Below are 21304 nucleotides of genomic sequence, written 5' to 3'. Positions count from 1 at the left end.
CAAAGCAAGGCCCGAGAGAAAAGCATGACCCATCCAAGATTCCTGTCCTTCTCCAGAAACGGCCGTCATGGCTACGGGCTTGCCATCGACGGCGGTGTCGTCGACCTGTCGGCCCGCCACGGCGCGACCTGGCCGAGCCTGCGCGAGGTCATCGAGGCAGGCCGCCTCGCTCAGCTCGCCAACGAAGGCAAGACATTGAAGCCGGATTATACGTTGGATGAGATCCGCTTCGAGATCCCCATTCCGTCGCCGGAAAAGATCATCTGCGTCGGGGTCAACTTCCCCGACCGCAACGAGGAATATAAGGACGGCCAGGCGGCCCCCTCCAATCCCTCCCTGTTCATCCGTTTTCCCCGGTCGTTTACCGGCCACGGCCAGCCGCTGATCCGGCCGCCGGAAAGCCCGCAGCTCGACTATGAAGGCGAGATCGTTATCGTCATCGGCAAAGGCGGCCGGCGGATTGCCGAAGCGGATGCATTTTCCCACATCGCCGCCCTGTCGCTTTGCAACGAGGGCACGATCCGAGACTGGGTGCGGCATGCGAAATTCAACGTCACCCAGGGCAAGAACTTCGATCGGACCGGCTCGATCGGTCCGTGGCTGATCCCGTTCACGGATGAGAGCCAACTCGCCAATATCAAGCTTGAGACGCGGGTCAACGGCGAAGTGCGCCAAAGCGACCGCACCAGTCGGATGATCTTTTCCTTTGCCAGAATCATCAACTACGTCTCGACCTTCACCACCCTGGTTCCCGGCGACGTGATCGTCACCGGCACGCCGACGGGCGCCGGCGCCCGCTTCGATCCGCCGATCTGGCTAAAGCCCGGCGACGTCGTCGAAGTCGAGGCGAACGACATGGGCGTCCTCACGAACACGATCGCCGACGAGGTGTGAGATGCTGACGTCAGACGAGATCAGGCAGGCCGCCGAGCGGCTCGATATAGCAGAACGGACGCGCGTCCAGACGGAGCTTCTGTCGCTGAAGTATCCGCACATGACGATGGACGATGCCTACGGCGTACAAGCCGCCTGGGTGAAGAAGAAGATCGCCGCCGGCCGCAAGCCGATCGGCTGGAAGATCGGACTGACCTCGAAGGCGATGCAGTATGCATTGAACATCGACACGCCGGACTCCGGCGTGCTCTTCGACGACATGCTATTCGAGGACGGCGCGACAGTGCCCGCCGACCGCTTCATCCAGCCGCGCATCGAAGCCGAAATCGCCTTCGTCATGAAGGCGCCGCTGAAGGGGCCTGGGATCTCGATCTTCGATGTGCTGAACGCCACCGATTACGTGACGCCTGCGCTCGAAATCCTCGACACCCGCATCCTGCGCGCCGATCCTGGGACAAAAAAGGCGCGCACCATCGTCGACACCATTTCCGACAACGCCGCCAATGCCGGCATCGTCACCGGTGGCCGCGCCGTAAAGCCCGACCAGATCGACATGCGCTGGATGGGCGCGATCGTCAGCCGCAATGCCGAGGTCGAAGAGACGGGGCTCGGGGCCGGCGTTCTCAATCAGCCCTCCCGCGGCGTCGCCTGGCTTGCCAATCGCCTGGCGCAATATGGTGACGGCATCGACGCCGGCCAGATCGTGCTGGCGGGTTCCTTCATTCGTCCGATCGAGGCGCGGCACGGCGATACCATCGTCGCAGACTTCGGCCCCTATGGCTCCGTCAGCCTCTTCTTTGCCTAAGGATCAGCACCATGCCCGCGCCCAAAAACCTCTTCAAGCAGGCTCTGAAGGAAGGCCGCGCCCAGATCGGCCTCTGGCAGGCGCTCGCCAACCCCTACACGGTCGAAATCTCAGCCGGCGCCGGTTATGACTGGCTGCTGCTCGACGCCGAACATGCGCCGAACGACGTACCGCTTCTGGTCTCGCAGTTGCAGGCTATGAAAGGCGCGGCGAGCCATGCGGTGATCCGCCCGCCGGTCGGCGAGACCTGGATCATCAAGCAGATGCTCGATATCGGCGCGCAGACGCTGCTCATTCCGATGGTCGACAGCAAGGAGATGGCGGAGGCCATGGTCCGCGCCATGCGTTATCCGCCGCAGGGTGTGCGCGGCGTCGGCGCCGCCCTTGCCCGGGCGTCGGCTTTCAACCGCATTCCCGACTACCTGCAAACCGCCAATGACGAGATCTGCCTGCTGCTGCAGGTGGAGAGCCGTGCAGGGCTTGCCGCACTCGATGCGATCGCTTCGACCGACGGCGTCGACGGCGTCTTCATCGGCCCGGCCGATCTTGCCGCCGATATGGGGCATCTCGGCAAGCCGGGCGCGCGCGCGGTGCAGGCGGAGGTTGAAAAGGCACTTGCCAGGATCCAGTCGCACGGCAAAGCCGCCGGTATTCTCATCGGCGATCTCTCTCTGGCCAAGCGCTATCTCGAGCTCGGCGCCACCTTCGTCGCCATCGGCAACGATGTCACGCTGCTCACCAATGCGACGACCAGGCTCCTCGACGACTTCAAGAAAGCGGAACCTTCTAGACCCGCAACCGATGCGAAGGCCTACTGACACTTTCCGCCTGTATTGTTTTGCACGGCCTGCATCATTTTGCACGCTCAGTCAAAACCAACTGCACAAATAGACGCTACGCCTCGGCATGCTTCGATCATGATTGCGAAGGTCAAGAGGAGGCAGCATGCGTTTCAAGAACAAAACAGCCATAATCACCGGCGGCGGCACGGGCATCGGCGCGGCGGTTGCCCGCCGCATCCGGCAGGAAGGCGGCAATGTCACGCTCGTCGGGCGACGTCCCGAGCCGCTTCGGGCCGTCGCCGATGAAATCGGCGCGACCGTCGTTGCCGCCGACGCGGCCGATGGTGCGGCGATGAAGGCTGCCGTCGAGAAGGTCAACGAGACTTTCGGCGGGCTCGATATCCTGATTGCCAATGCCGGTGGCCACGGGGTCAGGCCGACGGTCAGCATGATGGATGAGACCTGGGATCTCGCCGTGATTGACCACCAAAATACTGGCTCTGACAGACGCCCTAGGAAATCTGGTTCGCTTCGAACTCCTGCCCGGCAACCGACACGACACAGTTGGTGTCGCGCCCCTCATTGACGGCATCGAATTTGGCGGGTTGCTGGCAGACAAGGCTTTCGACAGCAATTGTGCCCGATCGACGAGGCTGCGATTCTGCAATAGATCCAACTCTGCCTCCCAAACAGCGTTAGCATAATTGGAGACTGCTACAGTTCATACGGATCGTCAATTTTATTTAACATATTAATTAGTTCAGGTATCAGGCGCTTCTTCGAGCCTTAAAGCGGTGAGCTCTTCCAGCATGTCGAGAAGTCTCTCCATTCGCTCGGCACCAAATCGCCTATCGATGTCAGCATACACCTTCAAGCTTTCCGGCATAACTTCTTCGACAATAGCCTGTCCTGCCGAAGTAATCTGTAACAGCACCCGTCGGCCGTCGTCGTCATCCCTATGTTTGGTAATGAAACCGCGCTCCTCAAGCGACCTGATCATCCGCGTCAGGCTCGGGGCGAGAATTGAGGCCTTATCTGCCACCTCGCTCGCATCCAACTTGTCCGCCTCGTACAGAACACGAATGACGCGCCACTGCTGTTCTGTCACATCATGCGCTGCCAGGATCGGCCGAAAATGGCTCATCACCCCTTCGCGAGCACGCAAAAGTGAAATTGCCAGAGAGCGGCGGGCGCGCTGCGGCTGAGTCGTCTCGTCGGACGAGGGTTCAGACGGAAGTTGAGTGTGGCTACCAGCTGTTTTTTGCTGCATTTTGGCGATCCGCTCGCATCAACATGCTGATTCCATTAACATGGTAACGACCAAACACAAGTCCTAACGTCTTTTCAACCACCCGAATGACGGGCTTCACCAACCTGGGACGAATTTGTTGCCGCAGGGCCTGCATTGAAGGCGGCCGTGAGGCCTCGCTCATCTCACCGTCACGCTAACATACCGCTACGAACTCAAGACCCAACAGCTTTCCCAGCTTTTCGATGCGCCCGGCAATATGCCCGACGCCGACGGCGCAGTGATGGGCCGGTCCTTGCGCATTCCACGCTTCGACAAAGCGCCGCGCTCCCAGCGGAAACTGATACCGGCTGTTGGTATTGCCGATTTCGAGGATCGGGCCTGCGACTGAGGCGCCCTCTGCGCAGAGCAGCTTGATCTTGCCGGCGCTCTCGACGACCGAAAGCAGCGTCACCGGTCCATGCTTGACAGACATCTCGACGCTGACGCCGAAGCCGACCTTGCCGTGGAAAACCTGCAGCGGGCGGATCTTGGTGCGCCCCTCGGCAATTCCGGTATGCCCGGGCCCGTCATGCCCCATCAGCACGACGTCTGCGGCGAAATCCATGGCATAGTATTCCGTGAACGAGCCGCCGACACCGAAGCTATCCATGATCTTCATGGCCTGAGCGTTCTTGATCTCGTACTCACCGGCAACCGGCACGCCATTGGCCGTCAGCATCGAACAGCCGACGATGACCGAGGTGATAATGTCCTCGTATTCGTTGCCGGGCTGAGATTCGTAATAATAGGCCAGCGACCCGAGCGATTTCTTGATCACCAGTCTTCGCAGCGCCACTGCGGTTTTTGCCGCACGCGCCAGCTCCTTGGGGTCGCAGTCGGGCTGCACATCGAATTCGGCTTTGATCGTCGCCAGACAGGCGAAGACATCCGCCTCGCTTACGTCATTGCGGAGCCGCGCCAGCTCGTCGATTTCCAGCACTTCGATATGTGTTCCGAAGGCTGCCGCTTGCGCGGTCAGATCCGAATAGATATCGAGCATGCCATTGTAGTAGCGGCCCATGACGCCGAGCCGATTATGCGCCATTACATGGGCGACGCGCGCAGCCTCGATCCAGTCGTTGATCTCCTCCTCGACGATCGGATCGCCGGTGAGAACGCCGGTCACCTGATGAAAGCTAATGCCCGCCCGGTGGAAGACATTGGCAATTTCCGGGACGGGGCAGGCCGAGCAATGCGCCAGCCAGTCGCCGGTCATCGCGGTGCGATCGCCGAGCGCGTTGAAGCTGGCATAGTCAATGGCTGCGGTCGGTTGCAGATTGAGAATGATCACCGGAACCTTTGCACGACGGACCACCGGCAGAACGGTCGACGAGAGGGCATAGGTGGTGATGTAGAGAAAGATTATGTCGACATCGGCCTGACGAAACTGATGGCCGGCTTCCAGCGCTTTTTCGGGCGTATCGATCAGCCCAAGGTTGACGACCTCGACGCCGGGGCGCGCAAGCTTTTCCTCGACGGTATCGACATAGCCGCGCAAACGCGTTTCAAGACCTTTGAATTGCGGCCAGTAGGCCTCCAGGCCGATGCCGAATAGGCCGGCCTTCAATGGGCGTTCAGACATTTGTATTTCTCCGATGCAATATGGAATGGCGTCAGCTTTGCAGGCGCACGCGCAATTGATCGAGGCCGACAGCCATCAAGAGAACGACGCCGCGGGTCACATCCTGCCAGAAGGAGGACACGTTCATCAGCGTCAGACCGTTATTGAGTGTGCCGAGAATGAGGACTGCGATCAGCGTGCCCCAGACGCTGCCGCGTCCGCCAAACAGGCTGGTGCCTCCAAGGATGATGGCAGCAATGATGGTCAGCAGATGCTGTCCGGCGGCATTCGGTGCTGCAGCGCCAAGCATTGCGGCAAGGATGATGCCGGCCGCAGCGCCTGAAAGTCCGGAGACGATATAGAGCACCATCTGGGTCCGCTCGACGGGCACGCCGAGCAAGCTGCTAGCCTCTGGATTGCCGCCGGTCGCATAGACGAAGCGTCCGAACGGTGTCTTCGACAGGATTAGCCACAGCGCGACGAACACGAGCAGCATCAGGATGATCGGAAACGGGATGCCGAACAGGCGGCCGGATCCGAGCCAGTTGAAGGCTGGAATGAAGAGGGGCTTCGACAGGCCGCCGGTCATGACCATGGAGAGACCGGAAAATATGCTCATCGTCCCGAGCGTGGCGATGAGGGGATTGAGCTTCAGCCGAGTGACGATAAATCCGTTTAGTACGCCAACCGCGCAGCCAATAACAAGCGCCGTGAGGCAGCCAGCCCAGATATTGATGCCGTTGGCATGCATCAGCGCCACGATGACGCCGGCAAGACCGGCAACGGCGGCAACCGACAGGTCGAGTCCGCCGCCGATGATCAGCGGCGTACCGGCGGCAGCCATCAAGCCGATGAAGGCCATGTTGGTGCCGATGTTGGACAGGTTGCTCAGCGTCAGGAAATAGGGCGAGAGAAGCGAGAACGCGGCCAGAAGCAGGATGTAGAACACCAGGAGGAGCACGATGCCGGCGGCCGGGCGGCCGAGAAAGTCGGTCAGCGAACTTGGCTGCTTCTTCGAAACACCTGGCGCTGCGGGAATGGAGGACGACTTGCTCATGATTTCTCCGGTTCATTCGTATCGCGGACGGCAGGCCGAAGCTCGGCTGCGCGCATCAGGTCCGTCGCGGTCGCATCCTGTCCAAGCTCGGCCACGACCTTTCCATCCTCCAGAACGAGGCTGCGATCGGCGAGCCCCGCCACCTCTTCCGCGTCGGAGGAGACGATCAGGATCGCAAGTCCCGCTTCCGCCAGGCGGCGGATTTCCGCGTAAATCTCGCGCCGGGCGCCAAGATCGACGCCACGTGTCGGCTCTTCGAGGATCAGGAAACTGGGGCTTCCGAGCAACCAGCGGGCCAGGCAGATCTTCTGCTGGTTGCCGCCGGACAAAAGGCGGATCTCCTGATCCGGGCCAGATGTCTTGACCCGCAAGGTTTTGATCCAGTCGCTGGTACTCGCGTCTTCGCGCTTCTGATCGACGACGCCGGATTGCGTGAAAAGGCTGAGATAGGGCAGCGTGGTGTTGGTGCGCACCGACAGATTGCCGATCAGCCCCTGACGCTTGCGCTCGGCGGCGACAAAGCCGATACCCGCGCGTACGCTCTTTCGCGGCCAGGACAGGCCGATGTCGATATCGTTCAGCCGGACGGCTTTGGCACGCGCGGCAGACTCGGCGCCGTAGATGGCAGGGCCGATCTTTTCGGCGCCGGAACCGATCAGGCCGAAAACACCAAATACCTCACCGCGCCGCACGGAAAGCGACACGCCGTTAAGCCACCCGGGAAGAGACAGGCTCTCGACGGACAGGACGATCTTGGCATCCGAACGCGCTGCTGATTTGGCCGGATAGAGGTCGCCGAGATCGCTGCCGAGCATTGCCGTCAGCACCTCGTCGCGACAGGTCTCCGCCGTCTTGAACGCGCCACGAACCTCGCCGTCGCGCAACACGACGATACGGTCGCTGAGCCGGAAGACCTCGTCCAGATAATGCGAAATATAGATGATGGTGACACCCTGGGCTTTCAGCGCCTCGATCACCTCGAATAGATTGTTGGCGTCAGCCTCGCCCAGCGATGCCGTCGGCTCGTCCATGATAAGGATCTGCGCCTTGCCGGAAAGCGCGCGGGCGATTTCGACAATTCGCTGTTCGGACAAAGGCAGCGAGCCCATGCGCCGGCCGGTCGCGACATGATCGAGCCGCAATCGCTTGAGCAGCGTCTCCGCCTGTCCGTCCATTGCCGGCCGGTCGATCATGGGAATGCCCGCAAACCTCCGCTTCGGCATGGAGCCAAGCGCGATGTTTTCAGCGACAGACAGGTCCGGATGCACCGAAAGCTCCTGCGGCATCAGCCGGATGCCGGCCGCAATCGCATCCTGTGGGGTGGCGATCGTCGTGATTTTGTCGTCGATTCGGATTTGTCCGCTGTCCAGCGTGTAGACGCCTGACAAAATTTTCATAAGCGTCGACTTGCCGGCCCCATTGGCACCGAGAAGTGCAACGATTTCGCCCGCATGGGCCGCAAGGGACACGTTCTTCAAAACCGTCACGCCAGCAAACGCTTTCGTGACATTGGCGATCTGGAGCCGCTGATTGCGGCTCCCTTCAGTTCTCTCGTCCATCACGTGACGCTCCCTTGACGGCATCCCTCTTACTGCTGAGGGAGAATTGCCTCGTAGCCTTTCAGCCAGTCCTGCTTCTTCAGGTCTGCGAGGTAACTTGCGAATTCCGTTTCCGGAAACACGTACGCATCAGCCTCGCCGACGCATTGAAATTCCTTGTAGAACTGGCAGATATTGGACTTGGTGACCATCTGGTGGGTGACGAACGTCGCCTCCGGGACGGGTTTTCCGGCAAGGGCCGAGAGCGCGATCGGGATCAGGTAGTTTCCGTAGCTGCCGGGGAACGAACCGGTAGCGGCAACCAGGTTCGGATCGGTGGCAAGCGCCTCGGCCTCGTCTGCCCCGTTGCCGACCGCAATCGCCTGATCGGCGCGGCCCGCAGCCCGCACGGCCTGCAGCATCCCCATCGTCGCTTGGTCATTGATGGCGATGAGCAGAATTGGCACGCCCGGCGGAATGCGGCCGATGACGTTGTTCATCTGCGCAAAGGATTCCTGCAGCGTGTTCTTGGTATCGATTTCGATGATGTGATCGGCCGGGAAGTCCTTGGTCAGCGCCAGGAAACCGGCCCGCTGGCCTTCCGTGCGCATGCGCGGGATGACGCCCGATTGCGGCAGGGCGCCGATGACCAGATAGCCGGTCTTGACGGCATCGACGCCAAATTTCTTCTGCGCCGCCGTTGCCAGATAGGACCCGCCCATAAACCCGGACTTCGGATTGTTGACGCCAAAGAAGCTCGCGCCCGGCATCGGAATGTCGATTGCCGTCACCTTCGTGCCGTCCGCTTTGAAGACGTCCATTACGGTCTGGCCGAAATTGGCATCGGTCTGGAATTCGATGACGTAGTCAACCTTGCGCTCGGCAAACGATTTGGCATTGGCCAGCGCCGTCGGCCCGTCGAGACGGTTATCCGCGATCAGGAGTTCGACGCCTGCGGCATCCGCATTCTGCTGAATGCCTTTTTCGACAAGTACGCCGAAGGAAATATCGCGCTGCAGATTGGCAAAACCGATGCTGTAGGTCTTGCCGTTTTTCGGCGGGGTGATTTTGGCGGCATCTGCCGCCATCGCCTTCAGATTATCGGCCGACAGCATGTTGCCGCCGAATTTTAGCGGATCGAACCCGTGGAAATCCTCGGCATAGGCAGCAGAAGCCGCAAGGCAAGCGGCCACCACCAGCAGTCTGGCTTGATGTTTCATGTCTCTCTCCTCCCGGCCCCTGCCCTCCCTGGCAACGGCAGCGCTGATGATCTCAGCGCAGATGTTCAGGTCATCCGAAAACTGACCTTACCTATTGACGTTAACACCAAGCATTCTCGTTGACACGACAGCATATTCCGCAAAAATGATCTTTTGCATACAAAATATGATCCTCAGGCGCAGCAAGGAACATGCAGAACTATTTCGTTTACATGCCAGACAATCGTCTTTGCGCCGCCTGGGGATGCACGGCCGTTTCTACCGGCTATACAGAAATCGCGCCCCATTCCGACTACCCACCGAGCCGTCATCCGGACGATCATCATTTCAGTTGGTCGCGCGGCCGTATCCTGAACGCCTACCAGGTGGTGCGCATTAGCGCCGGAAGCGGACGGTTGGAATTTGGGCATGAACGTCGACAGGTCACGATCGCCGGAGGCTCGATTTTCCTGCTCTTTCCAGGGGTATGGCACCGGTTTGCCCCCGATCGTCGCACGGGGTGGGTCGAGCACTGGATCGAATGTCGGGGAAGTGCTTTCGACTTTGCCTGCGATGCAGGCCTGCTGCAACCGGAGCGGCCAGTTCATCAGAGCAGCGCGGAAGTTTCCGATGTTTTCGCCTCGATCCACGCGCTGGCGCAGGACGATACCTTGCGCAATCAGCCGCTGATTTCGACCTTAGGCCTCCAACTGCTTGCTCTCTTATGCCGGCCCACCGACATCAGCAGCAACGCATCAGGCAGGCTTGTCGATCGCGCGCGTATGACCTTGATGGAGCGTTGCGGCCATGCGCTTTCTGTCGAGCAACTCGCCGAGGAGCTAGGCGTCAGCTATCCCTACTTCCGGCGCCTGTTCCGGGAGCAGACCGGCATGTCGGCCAAGCAATATCAAATGACCGTGCGCATTCAGCGGGCTGGAGATTTTTTAGTAAACACCGACAAATCGATCAAGGAGATCGCCGGTATTCTCGGTTTTCATTCGGCGTTTCACTTTTCGACTCAGTTTCGTCAACTGATGGGCGCAAGTCCGACGGATTTCAGGGCGACGAGCCACCGGTAAGCTTGCCACGCTTTGGGTTTCCGATGCCGTTATCTTCTTCAGCCGGACAGCAAAGGGTTTCGTCGCAAATTTTTCCGGTCATTTGCAACCTGATTTATGATGGCATAGACCCGGGGTGAAGATGCACCGGCGGGTTGAGTTCTCGGTCATGGTCGATTTCAAGGGCAGCCACTATTCGAGAGACGTGATTTTGTATTCGGTGTTTTTCCGATCCCCGGTCCGACATGCTTGTCACTAGGCTCGAGCGAAAAACCGTGTTTCGGCGACGCCCGGAAGTCGGACGTGGCCAACAACTTGTTGCTGCCAACGTCGATACACTGTTGATCGTGACGTCGTGCAACGCCGACTTCAATACTGACCGGCTAGAACGTTACCTGATCATGGCCAACCAGGCAGGAAGCAAAGCGGTGATCGTGTTGACGAAGGCTGACACTGTGGACGACGTTAGCCTATTTCAGGCCAAAGCCGAGGCTTTGCAGCGTGACCTACCTGCCGTTGCAAGCTCTTTTTTGAGTTCCTGGTGCGGCGTTGGCCAAACGATTGCCCTGGTGGGATCTTCCGGCGTTGGAAAATCGACGCTGGTGAACACGCTGACCGGACCTGCATCTGACTCAGTGCAGAAAACCGGGACTATTCGCGAATATGACGCCCAAGGCCGTCACACCACAACGGCGCGATCGCTGCATGCTATTCCAGGCGGCGGCTGGGTCATAGATAATCCAGGAATAAGAACACTTTACCTCAGTGATGTGACCGACGGGATCGATACGCTTTTTGCCGACATAACGGAACTGGCACTGCTTTGCCGATTTCGCGATTGTACCCATGCGCATGAACCGGGCTGCGCAGTTCAGGGCGCTGTCAAAAGCGGCACTTTGGCCGACCACCGCCTCGAACGGTGGCGAAGCCTTGTGGCTGAAAACGGCGATAGAACACCAGTCCTCAGCGGACCACGCGGCAACAAGATCGTTCGCAAAAAGAAATATTGAAGGTCTGCACGGCTTCAAACGATACGAACCAACGACCACGATCTTTGGACGTCGGTCTGTCAAAGCTGGTTAGAGCCGCGACGGTTCCAGCCAATTAGAAACGCGACACTTGTTCCTCGGATCAGCCCCCGATCCGACCGGCTGGGCCGGGTTGCTAGGGAGGAGCGGGGGCGGATGAGATGCCTTCGGCTTTAGCTTTGAGATATGCTCGCCACCATTCATTCTGCAGCTTCCATACGAGCCAGAGCTTTCTGTCGCTTAGCAATCACGTCCGGATCGCTCATGAAATCCTTCCTTTTACCCGGCTTGCGCCCGCGCTTCTGATATCCGTTGCTCGTGCTGCCGTCGCGAATGCCAAACATATGATCTGTCTGTCCAGTGCGACGAGGGCCGCTTTTGCTGCGCTGCTGGTCCCGCCCTGCCTGCTGTTCTATGATGACCGAGAGCACGTCATCCAGACGCTTGTTCTCGACAACAACTGACCGATGAACCGAGCGCAAGGTGTCAAAGGTTCTATAAGGTAGGACGTAACTCTCATGCATGATCTCGAGGCGTCCATCCGGATAGTCGCAAACCACGACCTTCTTGCCTGCCAAGGGCCTGGAGACGGCACTGGGTTCGAGAACGAAGAGGACTTTGTCATAGCGCAGTGTCAGGGATTGCGACAGCGTGCGAGCTTCTTTCCTACACATGGCGCCGTCAAGGTTCTCATGATCGGCAAGCGGCCGGTGCATGTCCTTCGGATTGCGCGGCGATTTGCCGAAGCGGGAATTGAAATCCGCAATGAATTCTGATGCATAGGCATTGGCAGCCTCGATCGTGTCGATACTGCGAAGCCGCAACTCCTTCACCAGCCGATCCTGCAGCGTCTGGTTGGCGCGTTCCCCCTTTGGCTTGCGGAGTGTTGGCGCAGATGATGTCGATGTTCAGCTCATAGAGCGCACGTCCAAACTGCGTTAGCCCGCTCGTCCGGTCTTTCTCCGATGCATTAGTCGAGCGAAAGACGCTGTGCTTGTCGCTGTAGAACGCCAGTGGTTTACCCCATTGCTGCAGATACGCCTTCGTCGCATGCAGATAGTCGAACGTGTTCTCTGATCCGGCGAACCGCAGATGCAGCAGCTTGCCGGTAGCATCATCGATGTAGACGAGCAGGGCGCATTTAGGACCGCGGTTCTCAAACCACCAGTGATGCGATCCATCGATCTGAACCAGCTCCCCGAAACAATCGCGCCGGCCGCGCGGCTGGAAAACCCGCTTCTTGCGCTCACGCCGCGAGATCCAGATGCCGGCCTCTGTCATCCATTGCCGCAGCGTCTCCTTGGCGACCGAAATATGATGCAGTTCGATCAGCTTCTCGCGAGCCAGCGTCGGACCGAAATCCAGATAGCGTTCGCGGATGAGATCCAGCGCCGCATTGCGAAACTCCTCGCCATGGCGCCGATTGCTTGGTCTCGATCGCTTCTTCGAAACCAGGCCGGCCGCACCGGCATGGTCATACGCCTGCAGCAGCCTGTGCATCTGACTTCGGCTAAGGCCCAGCAGTTCGGCGGCCTGGACAACGCTAAGGCGCCGATCGCGGATCTTCTGGACAACTTCGAGGCGATGCAATTCTTTCTGCGACATGGTGATCATAAAGGACATGACGACTCCGACCGCTCCTGGTCTCGACCAGGCTGAAGATCGTCATCCTTGCTCCCAACGTTGGCATTAACCAGTGCACCAAGAGGCAAGATTGTCGCATCTCTAACTGGCCCAACTGTCGCATTACTAAATAGCCGCTACAAGTGTCGGTGGCGTAAGAGGTATTTATGGAACTGGAACATGCAGCAGGCGCGAACGAGCGGGTTTACTTCGGCCGGATGATTGGCATCACGCCAGAAAAAGAAGATAATCGCTCATGCAGCTCAATCGAGCGCACTGCCGAGGAGGGCGTAAAACTCCGGGAGTTTGTCTCGCTCGTCATCGAGGCTCATGCACATCTCCCGTCAGAGCGGTGACATGCGTGCGGTTTAGGGCTGCTTTTCAATTTCACAATAGACAACGCTCCGATTCGAGCCGGGCCAAACAGACACCTTCAGATCCGCCCCAGCCGCGCTTTCACTGGCGATCAAGCCCATCTCGCGTTCTGACCGCAACAGCAGTTCCCAGTTCATAAATGTCTCCATATAGCCATCGACGTCCGTCTCCGGGGAGAAGTTGGCGAACAGGAATGTGCCGCCGGGCTTGAGCATGCTGACGCACTTCTTGGTCAGCTTTACGGCTACGGCATCCGGCAAATAGTCATAAAGACCCGCGGCATAGACGAAATCGAACATTCCCAGCGCATGCCTTCCACCGAGCAAGGATTTGACCGACCCGTTGATTGACTCGACGGACGTGCCGGCGAAATCGCGGGCTACGGTTCCAACGCTCATCGGGTCCTGATCCAAAGCCACCCAGCGTTTGATCGCGCCGGCGCCGAGAGCGCGCGACAAAGGCCCCTCGCGAAGATGGCCCGACGCGATGGCCAAGACTTCGGCGGAACCGGGCCGAGCCGAAGCGATTTCGTCTACTCGGCGCGCCAGAATGTCCCGGCGCTCCCTTACCGCGACGGATGACGAAGCATTTCGAGTGTAGGCATAGATTGAACGTCCCAAGGTGCTCGATGATGCGACGGCGTCCTCGATCTCGGGCCTGCCGTAGATGAAGTCGAGAAGACGTGCGTCGCCAGAATAGCCGCGGGGTTTTTCAAACGACCAGCGGGTCAACGGATCCTGATTTAGATAGTGAGCAACTGGATGAGATTGCGCGATAGGAACGATGACATCCCACACCTCTGGATGAACGCGACGCCGTAACCGATGCAAGGCGTCGGTAAGGCGCTCGATTATCGCACTTGCCTCGACGCCGGATTTGAACTGACGGCTCGACACGTCAAGGCTGACAGCAAGGTCGGCTTTGGCAACGGTAAAGTCGCAGGGATTTGGCGCAGCAAACCTCCTTGTTGCCTGACGAATTTCACCCGGCGCAACAAGACTTTCACCGTCCAAGACAAGACTTCGTGCCATTTCGAGACTCCCTTGACCTCGCGTTAAGCATAATCACCCTCGAAATTAGATGCGACTAGAATCTGCACGGGATAAGGGTATTTCTACTGTTGCGGGTGGGAACCTGCTCCTCTACGAATGTTAAGTAATAAGACAAACCGGTTGCAGGTTGCCGAACGTAATTTTGGAGGGCGCCCAAGCATGGCTTACTTTTTACGCTCGTTAGCTCGCTGTCGGGCTGGTGTTGTTGAATGATCGCGGCTTACGCTAATGTTCAGCGCGACGAATCAACCGCCAGCTTTTCATTCGCCGAGGCTCGTAACTCTCTGGAAATTGAGAATGATACTGTCCGAAGGCGAAGCTCACGGCATGGCCTTTGGATCGCGGTTGCCGTTTATGTGGCCTTCGCACTTCCCGACCGATGGCTCATCCCCGATGTTGCGCCTGTGACGATCGCCGCGCGATTCGTTGTTGCAACGATCGCGCTGCTGGCTTTCGAAGCCTTGCGACTGGCAAAAGCGAAAACCGTCTGGCTGGACATCACATGCGCCTCTGCATTGCTTGTGGGCTATGTGGGCTGGCTTTACCCGGCGATCGGCACCCGCGATGTCACTGCCATGTCATACTACATGATATTTGGCGCCATCTTCATGATGGGCGCCAACCTCTTTTTCAGTTTTCCGTTTCGGCTCTCCGTGATCACCTCCAGCTTCGTTCTCGGCGCATTTTTTGTTACCATCGAGGAGTTCTTTCCTTCAGGCCAAACCTACAAGCTTGCCTTCGGGATGTTCTACATTTCGTGCTTTGTCTTCACGTCTTTCGTCAATTGGCGATTGAACGTGGAGCGTCGAAACGTGTTGCTGAACGCGGCAGAGGCTCGCTACCAGCACTGGGAAGCGTCCGAGCGTGGAAGATCACTGCTCGAGCTTTCAAATACCGATTACCTGACAGGCATAAGCAACCGACGCGCGCTGGATCGGCGACTCGACGAATGCTGGGCCATCTGGAAAGACGAGCGCCGCGACTTCGTCGTCTTCCTGATCGACGTCGATTTTTTCAAACGCTTCAATGACCGCTACGGGCATCAGGAAGGAGACCGATGCCTGACTGTCATCGCCAATGCGCTGAAGGCGGTTGTGGAGTCGTCCGGCGGCATGATCGGCAGGTATGGCGGCGAGGAGTTTATCGTGGTCTTGCCGGTTGAAACTCCTAAGATCGCGATGAGCCTGGCCGAAAAGATCAGAATGGAAGTCGAGTTTCTTGCGATTGCTCACGACGGGCGACCAGATGATAGCCCGATCGTAACCGTCAGCATTGGCGTCGCGTTCACTCGCGAGAAAGTTGGAGAGAAAGTCGAACGAATAGTGCGTGAGGCCGATCTTGCTCTCTACAATGCCAAAGCAAGTGGCCGAAATTGCATTCGCAGGTTTGATCCGTTGTTGCCTCGCCCCGACGACAATGCTGGTAAACTCGTCCCGCTGCTGACGGCCGCCATTGATCGCAAACTGGTCTCGCTCGTTTACCAACCGATCTTCGATGTGACCAACGAGAAAGCAAGAGCTGTCGAGGCTTTGATGCGCCTTAGGATGCCGGACGGCACCGCGGTTTCGCCGAAGACTTTCATTCCGGTTGCAGAACGGACGGGCGCTATCCTCGAATTGGGTAAGTGGGCGATCGAGACCGCATGCCGTGACATACTGATGACCGATCGCATGGCGACCGTCAGCGTCAACGTGTCGCCCATACAACTACGTTCCCCCGGCTTTGCTGCGAGTGTCGCTGATATTCTTGCCCGGTGCGGGGTCTGCGGGTCGCGACTGGCCTTAGAAGTCACCGAGGGCCTGGACATGGATATGCAGTCGGAGGTGCTCAAATGCATTGCAGATCTGCGGGCTCTCGGCGTCGAGATCTGGCTTGACGATTTCGGCTCCGGCTTCGCAGGCCTCTCTTGGCTGAGGGCGATCGAGTTTCAGACGGTCAAGGTCGATCGCACCTTCCTGCACGACTGCTCCAACCCGCGCGGGTTGACGATGCTTCAGGACATGATTGCTCTCATCCGCAATCGTGGGAATACGATCCTGGTGGAAGGCGTCGAAACTGCAGCACAATTGTCGCTGCTCAAGGATCTTCGCATTGACCGCGTCCAGGGCTTTCATATGGGGATGCCGGTTAGCGCTGAATTTCTAAGCGCGGCATAACTGGATCTCAAGGCTTCCAGAAGAACGTTGATTGCAGACGCGACGTCGCCCGCGATCTTGGGCCTGAACCGGCCCACGGCGCCGGAGGCACTTAGAAATTCTTTAGATGAAAGCGCACTGAACGCCTGAATTCCCGATCCGCGCTCGCAAGCGATCTTCGTTTCTTGAGGTGGTCGACTTAGACGGACATTCGATTACCGAGGAAAAATTTGTATCGCTCGGGTCGGATGAAGAATTCCGACCACTCGGCGCAGGCGCCATGATCGAAATATGAGGTTCGTTCAAGGACGAGCAAGACCGCATCTGCAGCAGTACCGATCAAGGACGATATTTGTGGCGGGACGGCGCGCGCGCCTATCGCGATCTCGGCGGAGGCAATATCGGCGCCTGCTTTCTCTTTAAGGAGGGCATAGGTCGGCCGTTGTTCGGCCGTTTCCAAAGCCAGCTCGGACATGACGGCGGGCAGGAGGCTCCGACCCAAGGCAATGGGCTCGTCATCCACTATGTGAAGACGCTCCAACAGCGCGCATTTTGCTCCGAACAACGGGACAAACGCCGACGGTGTGTCAACCGCCGTCAGTGCGACGATCCGCATCGTGGCATCGAAACCCTGCACTTTCAGCGACTCGTGGGACGCTGCCGTGGAGACTATCCATAGCCTCAACGAGCCCGGACGCTTCGTCTGTTATCCGGGCACCGAATGGTGCGGCAACTCGGCAGCCGGCGGCGACCGCAACGTCGTCTTCCTTCGTGATGGCAAACCCTTCGATCAAGAGGGGCGGTCCCTTCGCTCTTTCGAATGGAATGAGACGACGGCCGGAACAATCCGACCCGGCATCTGGCCTGTAGAGCGGCTCCATACCGCCTATGAGGACGATCCAAAGGGCCATTTGCTGATCCCACATGTGGGCGGCCGGCGCTGCATTCTGGATTGGAACCATCCCGAGCTGGAGCGGCTGATCGAGATTGGGTCCGCCTGGGGACAATTCCATTGGCTCTACACCGAGGCGCTCGCGCGCGGATACAGGGTCGGAGCTTCCGCGGCGAGTGACGAGCACCAGGGCCGATGGGGTGGCGGCGCACCGGCAACCGGCACCTTCGGGTCGCGCGGCGGTCTGACCGGCGTCATCGCCGACCGCTTCGACCGTGCCGGCGTCGGCAGCGCACTCAGGGCACGGCGCACCTTCGCCACGACCGGTGAACGCAGTTTTGCTGTTCTGTCGCAAGGACGGCATTTCATGGGCGAGGTGTTCCATGCCGAACCCGAAAAGCCGCTGGCCTACCGCCTGCTCGGCCAGGTCGGCTGGGAAGAGGTTCAGCTTTATGACGGCGATCGCCTCGTGTGGAGCCGCGACCTGCATGTGGAGGCGGGTCTCAGCCAACGCAGCGTCCGGGTCCGTTTCGGCGGTGCGCGGATCAAGGACCGCTATCGGGCCGCCTATTGGAGCGGCGAGGTTGCTGTGATCGGCGCGGGGCTTCTTGATGCGCACGGAGTTGGCTTTGACCACCCTGAACAAAGCGTATGGCGTACCGGACTCGGCAAACTCCGCTTTAGAACGGCAACACATGGCGATGTCGACGGGATCGAGCTCAAGCTTTCCGACCTAAACGATGCTCACATCACGATTGCCGCGGACCTTCATGGTTACAGCAAGATCGGCGACCCGCTGCAGCCGCCACCGCATGTGCAGCCCCGGAAGCAAGACTAGAGGTAAATGGGAAGGATCTCCTTGCGAAGGGCTCGGTCACACTCGATCTACCAGGCGTCGAGCTGCGCCTTATCGTGGAAAGGGTGACAGACCAACCGCTACCGAGAGATCTTGCGGGTGAGATATTGCTGCGCGAACTGAAGCTCGATCCGGAACGCGAACATCCATTGTTCATCACGGCGCGCCAGCGTGACCAATCCCGAATTTGGACGTCTCCGTTGTTCTTGAAGCCTCGGTAGTTAATGCTCCTACAACAGGATGATTTTTGGCCGGATCGGCCTAAAATCTGAATCCTGTTCTACATCAAGGAGTTAGACGCGACGATTGAGTCGCAGCTTGGGCGGCCCTTAGCCTGTCGAGTGTCGGCGGGTTGGGGCAACGGGAGGCGATTGATGCAGAAGGCGCCATGCCAACTCGGCAAAGAACGCAGCCGTTCCGCCGATAGTCGAAGACAGGAGGATCGACGGCGCCGATCTCAAAGGCCACCCGCCGTCATTGAGCGCAATTGGCTGATATGGGCGTGCCCAAGGGGTCCATCAGGATGAAATTCGCAGAAACGTTGCGCGGGTTTGTGGCCAGCCAGCGCTCTGTCGAAAAATACGCCTTAGTCCTCACCTGCGAAGCTGAAGTCGCCTTAAGGCCAAGAACAAAATCAAAATTGTTTCCGCTGCCGGCTTCGCGCGTGAAGCTGAGATAGGCCCCGAATCGTTCATATTCGACATTTCGAAGGTTTTGGATCGCCTCAAGAGTATCCTCGAAATCACGCCAGCATGCCTGCTTCACAATGATCGCGAAAAGGTGCAGGACGGCGGGGGCTAGACGCCCCTTCGCGTCTGTCGTCGGCTTAACGATCTTGGCGCGGATCTCAAGAATATCGCCGGTTTCATTGCCACGAACCTTGAGGAAGGTGGAGCTGAGGGGACGCACCTCGTCCCGTTCGTAGATGCGCTGAAAATAACATTCATAATTGCGATTGCGCATCGATGCGGCTTTCCATTCGCTCATCTCGATGCCGGCCTCCCGAAGAGCACCGCAAATAACCGGCCCCGAGACGCGCCACGTCCGCAGAAATTGACTTGCCAACTCCGGCTTCGGGACCTCGATCAGCCGCGGCGATATAGACATCGGCGGGAGAAGAGAGGGAGCCGCCGTATCAGGACGGACGGCTATGGGCGCCGATCGGGCAGCGTTATTGAGAGCTCGATTTTCGGAGAGCCCGACCGGATCTTCGACGCGGTGGATTTCACGGTAAAAAACAACGCCTGCAAGAAGCAAAACGGATATCAAAAGCACTGGCCAACGCAGCCAGCGGCGGTCGCTCCGCAATAGGAATTTCCAGTGCCAAAACGGGATGTCGCGAGGCGGATCGACTGCTGATAACACCTTATCCACGGCGCGACCTCACGAGAAAAATAGCAGCGGATGCGAGTTCGAACGCAATCAACCTCGATCCTGTTTGCGACCAACCGGCGTCGGTCGGCGCGTGAGCCAAAGCTCCTGCTGGCGACTCCTTCTGAGGTGGGCAACGGATGTGAACAACGGTACAGTCTGTCCGACTCACCTTCGACACCGCGAGTGTGAGGTCGCGTGTGTGGAGCGTCAAGCAGCAACCCCGGTGGACGGCGTTCGCCCCCAAAATTCGCGCGGAAGAACGCACCGGCGGCCCTCAAGAAAATCACATCAGCTAGAGCCTGTCTCGCAAAAGTGTGCTGCGGTTTTGCGTTAAAGACATGCGTAAAAACAAAGACCTAAAGCGTGACGAGCGAATCTGAAAGATCGCGACACGCTTTAGCGTCGCGACAACTGCGCAAGTCCTGAGTGGAGATGCTCAGCGTCGCATTTCTAACTGGCTGGCGGCGTCCCGTCTCTGATCCGTCGCGTCATCGCCACGTCCGCGCGAGCGATCATTGTGAATTCCAGATGAAAACAATGAAGCCGAAAGCGATCGCCATTGTCGTGGTGGCGGCGTAAAGCATGGTGAACCGGGCGGGACCGACGGATGCTGCCAGTATCACGCGGCCAATTGCGTTTGCAGCCATGGCGCCCAGTACCGCGTGGACGACGATGTCCGAAGCCTGGAGGTCGGTCCGGCGCAGCGCCGTCAACACTGCGACGTCGACGTCGAAGCTGCCAGAGATGATCGAGGCCAACAGGACCGCAGAATTTCCCAGGTATGCGACCAGGACTTCGCTCGCAGAAAGCGCCAGTACGTATATCGTCGCAAAAAAGAAAAGCGAGCGGACCTCGAAGGGGTTGCGGGCCGAGACGTCGACGGCGGGCCGCTTGTGTTCAGACCTCGTCAAGAACACGGCCATGCAGGCGAAAACCACTGCCGCGACCGTTGCCACAGGCGCTATCTTCGGCAAGACTGCGGGACCAACGATCAAGGTCAGCCCAGCCACGCGCAGGATAGACACCGTGGCCGCCAAACACGCGGCGCCGGCAAGTCTCCAAACTTCCGCTCCATCCTTGGCGGAACGAGCCAGCGTTAGCGTCACGGCCGTGGACGAGACCAAGGCGCCGGCGGCTGCGCCGATCAAAGTGCCCTTCCTCTCGCCGAATAGGCGTACGGTGATATAGCCTGCAAAAGAGATGGTCGCGGTCAAGACGGTGAAAAGCCATACTTCAAAGGGGTTCACCGTCAGTGCCCGACCTACATCGCGGTTTGGTAAAAGAGGAAGTATGACGGCCGTCATGACCGCAAGCATCAGAGCCGAGCGCAGCTCGACCCAAGTCAAACGCCTGAGGAAGGCGTGAAGAACGTCGCGGCTCGCCAGTATGGCTGCAAGGCCAGTGCCGCCCGCCGCCGCGGCGACGGGATCGCCATCGACTGCAAGAGCGCCGAGTCCGAAAACGCATAGCGCGGCAATGACCGAGGTGACGCTGTAGTCTTCGTCGTCCCAGGCCTCCCGCAGCTTGAAGAGTCCGAATACGGCGGCAAAACTCATGAAGCCGCAAGCCAGGAGCAGCGAGGACCCGGTCGCGTTGGCCAAGGCCGCAATTACACCTCCAAGCAACCCCGAGATGCCAAAGGTTCGGATGCCCCCGGTTCTGCTCCCTGCAGGAGAATCCCGCTCCCGCCAGCCACGTTCCAGCCCGACCAGGAGACCGATGGAAAGCGCTAATGCAAATCTTGCAACGACCATGGAATTCACAAGGGCCTCCCTATGTCAAAG

At 58.9% G+C, this 21304-nt stretch carries 15 protein-coding genes and 4 pseudogenes; 9 read left to right on the top strand and 10 right to left on the bottom strand.

Features of this window, described 5'->3' with window-relative positions; all coding sequences use genetic code 11:
* The first annotated feature begins 24 nt into the window (after positions 1-24).
* The 4 genes and pseudogenes from J3O30_RS24675 to J3O30_RS24660 form a co-directional block, all read left to right on the top strand.
* Complete coding sequence (locus J3O30_RS24675) at positions 25-894, top strand: fumarylacetoacetate hydrolase family protein (protein WP_207584428.1); 870 nt, start codon at positions 25-27, stop codon at positions 892-894.
* Between the two features lies 1 nt (position 895).
* On the top strand, positions 896-1699 hold the full coding sequence (gene hpaH / locus J3O30_RS24670; protein WP_207584427.1) for a 2-oxo-hept-4-ene-1,7-dioate hydratase: 804 nt from the start codon (positions 896-898) through the stop codon (positions 1697-1699).
* An 11-nt stretch (positions 1700-1710) separates the two neighbouring features.
* Positions 1711-2517 carry a 4-hydroxy-2-oxoheptanedioate aldolase gene (gene hpaI / locus J3O30_RS24665; RefSeq protein ID WP_207584426.1) on the top strand — a complete coding sequence of 269 codons (807 nt, stop codon included), beginning with the start codon at positions 1711-1713 and terminating at the stop codon, positions 2515-2517.
* A gap of 127 nt (positions 2518-2644) precedes the next feature.
* Positions 2645-3116 (top strand): annotated as a pseudogene (locus tag J3O30_RS24660) (SDR family NAD(P)-dependent oxidoreductase); the annotation flags it as partial.
* Positions 3117-3241: 125 nt separating this feature from the next.
* Here J3O30_RS24660 and hpaR read toward each other — a convergent pair.
* The 5 genes from hpaR to J3O30_RS24630 all read right to left on the bottom strand — a co-directional run bounded on the left by hpaR (position 3242) and on the right by J3O30_RS24630 (position 9148).
* Complete coding sequence (gene hpaR / locus J3O30_RS24650) at positions 3242-3751, bottom strand: homoprotocatechuate degradation operon regulator HpaR (RefSeq protein WP_207584425.1); 510 nt, start codon at positions 3749-3751, stop codon at positions 3242-3244.
* A gap of 175 nt (positions 3752-3926) precedes the next feature.
* Positions 3927-5354, bottom strand: coding sequence for an arabinose isomerase (locus J3O30_RS24645; RefSeq protein ID WP_207584424.1), 1428 nt, complete (start codon positions 5352-5354; stop codon positions 3927-3929).
* A gap of 31 nt (positions 5355-5385) precedes the next feature.
* Positions 5386-6390: an ABC transporter permease gene (locus tag J3O30_RS24640; protein WP_207584423.1), complete on the bottom strand. Its 1005-nt coding sequence runs from the start codon at positions 6388-6390 to the stop codon at positions 5386-5388.
* A complete protein-coding gene (locus tag J3O30_RS24635; RefSeq protein ID WP_246762807.1) occupies positions 6387-7949 on the bottom strand; it encodes a sugar ABC transporter ATP-binding protein in 1563 nt (520 codons plus the stop codon). Before J3O30_RS24635 ends, J3O30_RS24640 begins: the two co-directional genes overlap by 4 nt.
* A 29-nt stretch (positions 7950-7978) precedes the next feature.
* Entirely contained in the window at positions 7979-9148 is a 1170-nt protein-coding gene (locus J3O30_RS24630; RefSeq protein ID WP_207584421.1) for a substrate-binding domain-containing protein, read from the bottom strand.
* A 191-nt stretch (positions 9149-9339) separates the two neighbouring features.
* On the opposite strand from J3O30_RS24630, the gene J3O30_RS24625 reads away from it, so the two are divergent.
* Together J3O30_RS24625 and rsgA are read left to right on the top strand one after the other, a co-directional pair.
* On the top strand, positions 9340-10206 hold the full coding sequence (locus J3O30_RS24625) for an AraC family transcriptional regulator (RefSeq protein ID WP_207584420.1): 867 nt from the start codon (positions 9340-9342) through the stop codon (positions 10204-10206).
* Between the two features lie 221 nt (positions 10207-10427).
* Positions 10428-11195 (top strand): annotated as a pseudogene (rsgA, locus tag J3O30_RS24620) (ribosome small subunit-dependent GTPase A); the annotation flags it as partial.
* 218 nt (positions 11196-11413) lie between these two features.
* Here the strand turns inward: rsgA and J3O30_RS24615 are convergent.
* A pseudogene (locus J3O30_RS24615) lies at positions 11414-12836 on the bottom strand (ISNCY family transposase).
* Positions 12837-13003: 167 nt separating this feature from the next.
* Between J3O30_RS24615 and J3O30_RS24610 the strand changes: the two are divergent.
* Entirely contained in the window at positions 13004-13192 is a 189-nt protein-coding gene (locus J3O30_RS24610; RefSeq protein ID WP_207584419.1) for a hypothetical protein, read from the top strand.
* Positions 13193-13204: 12 nt separating this feature from the next.
* On the opposite strand, the gene J3O30_RS24605 is transcribed toward J3O30_RS24610, so the two are convergent.
* Entirely contained in the window at positions 13205-14242 is a 1038-nt protein-coding gene (locus tag J3O30_RS24605; protein WP_207584418.1) for a class I SAM-dependent methyltransferase, read from the bottom strand.
* 230 nt (positions 14243-14472) lie between these two features.
* On the opposite strand from J3O30_RS24605, the gene J3O30_RS24600 reads away from it, so the two are divergent.
* Complete coding sequence (locus J3O30_RS24600) at positions 14473-16419, top strand: GGDEF domain-containing phosphodiesterase (RefSeq protein WP_207584417.1); 1947 nt, start codon at positions 14473-14475, stop codon at positions 16417-16419.
* A 178-nt stretch (positions 16420-16597) separates the two neighbouring features.
* Here the strand turns inward: J3O30_RS24600 and J3O30_RS24595 are convergent, their stop codons facing one another.
* Positions 16598-17014 (bottom strand): UTRA domain-containing protein, encoded by a 417-nt coding sequence (locus tag J3O30_RS24595; protein WP_246762805.1) that lies wholly within the window; start codon positions 17012-17014, stop codon positions 16598-16600.
* Positions 17015-17048: 34 nt separating this feature from the next.
* On the opposite strand from J3O30_RS24595, the pseudogene J3O30_RS33320 reads away from it, so the two are divergent.
* Positions 17049-18367: pseudogene (locus J3O30_RS33320) on the top strand (hypothetical protein); the annotation flags it as partial.
* 253 nt (positions 18368-18620) lie between these two features.
* Here the strand turns inward: J3O30_RS33320 and J3O30_RS24585 are convergent.
* The gene (locus J3O30_RS24585; RefSeq protein WP_207585181.1) at positions 18621-19454 is read right to left on the bottom strand and encodes a DUF6030 family protein; all 834 of its coding nucleotides are present in this window, start codon (positions 19452-19454) and stop codon (positions 18621-18623) included.
* A 578-nt stretch (positions 19455-20032) separates the two neighbouring features.
* Entirely contained in the window at positions 20033-21274 is a 1242-nt protein-coding gene (locus tag J3O30_RS24580) for an MgtC/SapB family protein (protein WP_207585180.1), read from the bottom strand.
* Positions 21275-21304 lie beyond the last annotated feature (30 nt).

The sequence above is a fragment of the Rhizobium sp. NZLR1 genome (assembly GCF_017357385.1).
Lineage (GTDB): Bacteria > Pseudomonadota > Alphaproteobacteria > Rhizobiales > Rhizobiaceae > Rhizobium.
The sequence above is the reverse complement of the archived record's forward strand: the minus strand, read 5'-3'. Positions and strand labels throughout refer to the sequence as shown.